Annotated in this window: 3 rRNA genes; all 3 read right to left on the bottom strand. The window is 54.9% G+C overall.

Annotation, left to right across the window (positions count from 1 at the left end):
* Nucleotide 1: 1 nt before the first annotated feature.
* Nucleotides 2-118: ribosomal RNA gene (gene rrf / locus FDW81_RS17860) — 5S ribosomal RNA — on the bottom strand.
* A gap of 181 nt (nucleotides 119-299) precedes the next feature.
* Nucleotides 300-3,430, bottom strand: a 23S ribosomal RNA gene (locus FDW81_RS17855).
* Nucleotides 3,431-3,924: 494 nt separating this feature from the next.
* Nucleotides 3,925-5,447: ribosomal RNA gene (locus FDW81_RS17850) — 16S ribosomal RNA — on the bottom strand.
* Together the 16S, 23S and 5S rRNA genes form the textbook arrangement of a ribosomal RNA operon.
* Between the last annotated feature and the right edge of the window lie 188 nt (nucleotides 5,448-5,635).

The raw sequence follows: 5,635 nt of genomic DNA, 5'->3' as shown, positions 1-5,635 counted from the left end.
TGTCCGGCGGTGACCTACTCTCCCACACCCTCCCGGGTGCAGTACCATCGGCGCTGTGGGTCTTAGCTTCCGGGTTCGGAATGGGACCGGGCGTTTCCCCCACGCTATGACCGCCGTAACCTTTTTACCCGTCACCGCCCCCCGTGCGGGGTGGTGTGGGAAACTATCAGTGGTTACAACAATGTGTGGTGTTGTTATTTTGTTGTGGTTTTGTTCCCTGGACAACTGACCGTACCGGTGTGGTGTGGTTTGTTGTTTGGGAACCACATAGTGGACGCAAGCAAGTTTTGTGTTCTTGTGTGGTGTAAGTTATCGGCCTATTAGTACCGGTCAGCTTCACGAGTCGTTAGTCCTCGCTTCCACATCCGGCCTATCAACCCAGTGGTCTGGCTGGGGGCCTCTCACACACAAAGGTGTATGGAAATCTCATCTTGAAGCGAGCTTCCCGCTTAGATGCTTTCAGCGGTTATCCCATCCGAACGTAGCTAATCAGCGGTGCACTTGGCAGTACAACTGACACACCAGAGGTTCGTCCGTCCCGGTCCTCTCGTACTAAGGACAGCCCTTCTCAAATTTCCTGCGCGCGCAGCGGATAGGGACCGAACTGTCTCACGACGTTCTAAACCCAGCTCGCGTACCGCTTTAATGGGCGAACAGCCCAACCCTTGGGACCTACTCCAGCCCCAGGATGCGACGAGCCGACATCGAGGTGCCAAACCATGCCGTCGATATGGACTCTTGGGCAAGATCAGCCTGTTATCCCCGAGGTACCTTTTATCCGTTGAGCGACGGCCATTCCACAATGTACCGCCGGATCACTAGTCCCGACTTTCGTCCCTGCTCGAGATGTCTCTCTCACAGTCAAGCTCCCTTGTGCACTTACACTCGACACCTGATTGCCAACCAGGCTGAGGGAACCTTTGGGCGCCTCCGTTACTTTTTAGGAGGCAACCGCCCCAGTTAAACTACCCATCAGGCACTGTCCCTGACCCGGATTACGGGCCGAAGTTAGATGTCCAAAGTGACCAGAGTGGTATTTCAACGATGACTCCACCCGAACTGGCGTCCGGGCTTCAACGTCTCCCACCTATCCTACACAAGCCACTCCGAACACCAATACCAAACTATAGTAAAGGTCTCGGGGTCTTTCCGTCCTGCTGCGCGTAACGAGCATCTTTACTCGTACTGCAATTTCGCCGAGTTTATGGTTGAGACAGCGGGGAAGTCGTTACTCCATTCGTGCAGGTCGGAACTTACCCGACAAGGAATTTCGCTACCTTAGGATGGTTATAGTTACCACCGCCGTTTACTGGGGCTTAAATTCTCAGCTTCGCCTTGCGGCTAACCGGTCCTCTTAACCTTCCAGCACCGGGCAGGAGTCAGTCCGTATACATCGTCTTGCGACTTCGCACGGACCTGTGTTTTTAGTAAACAGTCGCTTCCCCCTGGTCTCTGCGGCCCCGATCCCCTCCGGACAGCAAGTGTCCATCAAGGTTGGGGCCCCCCTTCTCCCGAAGTTACGGGGGCATTTTGCCGAGTTCCTTAACCATAATTCTCTCGATCGCCTTAGTATTCTCTACCTGATCACCTGTGTCGGTTTGGGGTACGGGCGGCTAAAACCTCGCGTCGATGCTTTTCTCGGCAGCATAGGATCACCAAATCCCCCCAAACGGGGGTCCCATCAGATCTCAGGCATCATGAACAGCGGATTTGCCTACCGTTCGCCCTACATCCTTAGACCGGGACAACCATCGCCCGGCTCGGCTACCTTCCTGCGTCACACCTGTTAATACGCTTGCCTCCCGGGATCAGGTCCTGCGCTCCACCAAAACCCTCACACCACAAGGGTGATCGGGCAGGTATCGGGCAGTTAGTATCCCCCGCTCAGCATGGGCGGTTCTTCGCCGGTACGGGAATATCAACCCGTTGTCCATCGACTACGCCTGTCGGCCTCGCCTTAGGTCCCGACTTACCCAGGGCAGATTAGCTTGACCCTGGAACCCTTGATCATTCGGCGGACGGGTTTCTCACCCGTCTTTCGCTACTCATGCCTGCATTCTCACTCGTGTAGGCTCCACCGCTGGTTTACACCGCGACTTCACCGCCCACACGACGCTCCCCTACCCATCCACACTCCTGAACCACAAAGGCTTAGAACATGTGTGAATGCCACAACTTCGGCGGTGTACTTGAGCCCCGCTACATTGTCGGCGCGGAATCACTTGACCAGTGAGCTATTACGCACTCTTTTAAGGATGGCTGCTTCTAAGCCAACCTCCTGGTTGTCTTCGCAACTCCACATCCTTTCCCACTTAGCACACGCTTAGGGGCCTTAGTTGGTGGTCTGGGCTGTTTCCCTCTCGACTATGAAGCTTATCCCCCACAGTCTCACTGCTGCGCTCTCACTTACCGGCATTCGGAGTTTGGCTGACGTCAGTAACCTTGTAGGGCCCATTAGCCATCCAGTAGCTCTACCTCCAGCAAGAAACACGCAACGCTGCACCTAAATGCATTTCGGGGAGAACCAGCTATCACGAAGTTTGATTGGCCTTTCACCCCTACCCACAGCTCATCCCCTCCATTTTCAACTGAAGTGGGTTCGGTCCTCCACGACGTCTTACCGTCGCTTCAACCTGGCCATGGGTAGATCACTTCGCTTCGGGTCTAGATCACGCCACTGCAACGCCCTGTTCAGACTCGCTTTCGCTACGGCTGCCCCACACGGGTTAACCTCGCGACGTAACACTAACTCGCAGGCTCATTCTTCAAAAGGCACGCCGTCACCAGAATCAGACTGGCTCCGACGGATTGTAAGCACACGGTTTCAGGTACTGTTTCACTCCCCTCCCGGGGTACTTTTCACCTTTCCCTCACGGTACTGGTCCGCTATCGGTCATTAGGGAGTATTTAGGCTTATCAGGTGGTCCTGACAGATTCGCACGGGATTTCTCGGGCCCCGTACTACTTGGGATACTCTCACAGGCGGTGACAACACATTACGGTTACGGGACTAACACCCTCTCTGGCCGGCCTTTCAAAACCGTTCACCTATGCGCGCACATCACACCCCACCAGCCCGGCAGAACTGGTATGGAAAGTCCCACAACCCCGACCATGCAACGCCCGCCGGCTATCACACATGGAACGGTTTAGCCTGATCCGCGTTCGCTCGCCACTACTAACGGAATCACTATTGTTTTCTCTTCCTGCGGGTACTGAGATGTTTCACTTCCCCGCGTTCCCTCCACGCACCCTATGTGTTCAGATGCGGGTCACACAATCACCTTGCAGCGTTGTGCGGGGTTTCCCCATTCGGACACCCTGGGATCACAGTCCGGTTATCGACTCCCCCAGGCTTATCGCAGATTCCTACGTCCTTCTTCGGCTCCTAATGCCAAGGCATCCACCGTGTGCTCTTAAAAACTTGACCACAAAAGATCAAAAACAAAATTTACGAGAGAACCACGAAAACCAATCCCCCACCCCCGCAAAGGAATGAGGAACCAGATCCAGGTTCACAATCTTGGAAATTGCTTCTTATAAAAGATGCTCGCGTCCACTATGTAGTTCTCAAACAACAACCCCAAACCACACACCCCGCACACACAACCATGCGCTTCGATGCAGCCAGGAAACCAGAAACAAACAAACCCGCAACCCCGCCCCGAAAGGAAAGACCACGGCCCTGTTGCCTCAGGACCCAACAGTGTGCCAAACACAAAACCACCCACACCATCCCCCACCGTTCCAGGACACTCAAAAGCATCCGTACTGGGTCGAAAAAAGAAACAAGCGGCCGCTATCTGCTGATATTCCACCCATGAGCACCCGCCACGAAACATCCGTCCGTGCTGCGGGCATATACTCCTGACAAACCCACCACACCCACATACATGAGGCAGCAAATCTGTAGGCGCTCCTTAGAAAGGAGGTGATCCAGCCGCACCTTCCGGTACGGCTACCTTGTTACGACTTAGTCCCAATCGCCAGTCCCACCTTCGACAGCTCCCTCCCACAAGGGGTTAGGCCACCGGCTTCGGGTGTTACCAACTTTCGTGACTTGACGGGCGGTGTGTACAAGGCCCGGGAACGTATTCACCGCAGCGTTGCTGATCTGCGATTACTAGCGACTCCGACTTCATGGGGTCGAGTTGCAGACCCCAATCCGAACTGAGACCGGCTTTTTGGGATTAGCTCCACCTCACAGTATCGCAACCCTTTGTACCGGCCATTGTAGCATGCGTGAAGCCCAAGACATAAGGGGCATGATGATTTGACGTCGTCCCCACCTTCCTCCGAGTTGACCCCGGCAGTCTCCTATGAGTCCCCACCATCACGTGCTGGCAACATAGAACGAGGGTTGCGCTCGTTGCGGGACTTAACCCAACATCTCACGACACGAGCTGACGACAACCATGCACCACCTGTAAACCGACCGCAAGCGGGGCACCTGTCTCCAGGCGTTACCGGTTCATGTCAAGCCTTGGTAAGGTTCTTCGCGTTGCATCGAATTAATCCGCATGCTCCGCCGCTTGTGCGGGCCCCCGTCAATTCCTTTGAGTTTTAGCCTTGCGGCCGTACTCCCCAGGCGGGGCACTTAATGCGTTAGCTACGGCGCGGAAAACGTGGAATGTCCCCCACACCTAGTGCCCAACGTTTACGGCATGGACTACCAGGGTATCTAATCCTGTTCGCTCCCCATGCTTTCGCTCCTCAGCGTCAGTTAATGCCCAGAGACCTGCCTTCGCCATCGGTGTTCCTCCTGATATCTGCGCATTTCACCGCTACACCAGGAATTCCAGTCTCCCCTACATCACTCTAGTCTGCCCGTACCCACCGCAGATCCGGAGTTGAGCCCCGGACTTTCACGGCAGACGCGACAAACCGCCTACGAGCTCTTTACGCCCAATAATTCCGGATAACGCTTGCGCCCTACGTATTACCGCGGCTGCTGGCACGTAGTTAGCCGGCGCTTCTTCTGCAGGTACCGTCACTTACGCTTCTTCCCTACTGAAAGAGGTTTACAACCCGAAGGCCGTCATCCCTCACGCGGCGTCGCTGCATCAGGCTTGCGCCCATTGTGCAATATTCCCCACTGCTGCCTCCCGTAGGAGTCTGGGCCGTGTCTCAGTCCCAGTGTGGCCGGTCACCCTCTCAGGCCGGCTACCCGTCGTCGCCTTGGTAAGCCATTACCTCACCAACAAGCTGATAGGCCGCGAGTCCATCCAAAACCACAAAAAGCTTTCCACCAACCACCATGCGATGATCAGTCATATCCGGTATTAGACCCAGTTTCCCAGGCTTATCCCAGAGTCAAGGGCAGGTTACTCACGTGTTACTCACCCGTTCGCCACTAATCCAGGAGCAAGCCCCCTTCATCGTTCGACTTGCATGTGTTAAGCACGCCGCCAGCGTTCATCCTGAGCCAGGATCAAACTCTCCGTTGAAGTAAAACAAAAACAGACACAACCACAGGCAGCGGAAATAACACCACCCGAGGCTGCACAAAATTTGAAACCAGCTAAAAACACCAGACCACCCACAGGGGCGGGCAGCCCGGCACAATCAACCAATTTAATAAAAAACCGGTATCAACAAACTTGGCACACTATTGAGTTCTCAAACAACAGACACA

The sequence above is a fragment of the Pseudarthrobacter sp. NamB4 genome, from assembly GCF_005796185.1.
GTDB lineage: Bacteria > Actinomycetota > Actinomycetes > Actinomycetales > Micrococcaceae > Arthrobacter.
Note: the sequence above shows the minus strand (reverse complement) of the source record. Positions and strands in the feature narration are given on the sequence as shown.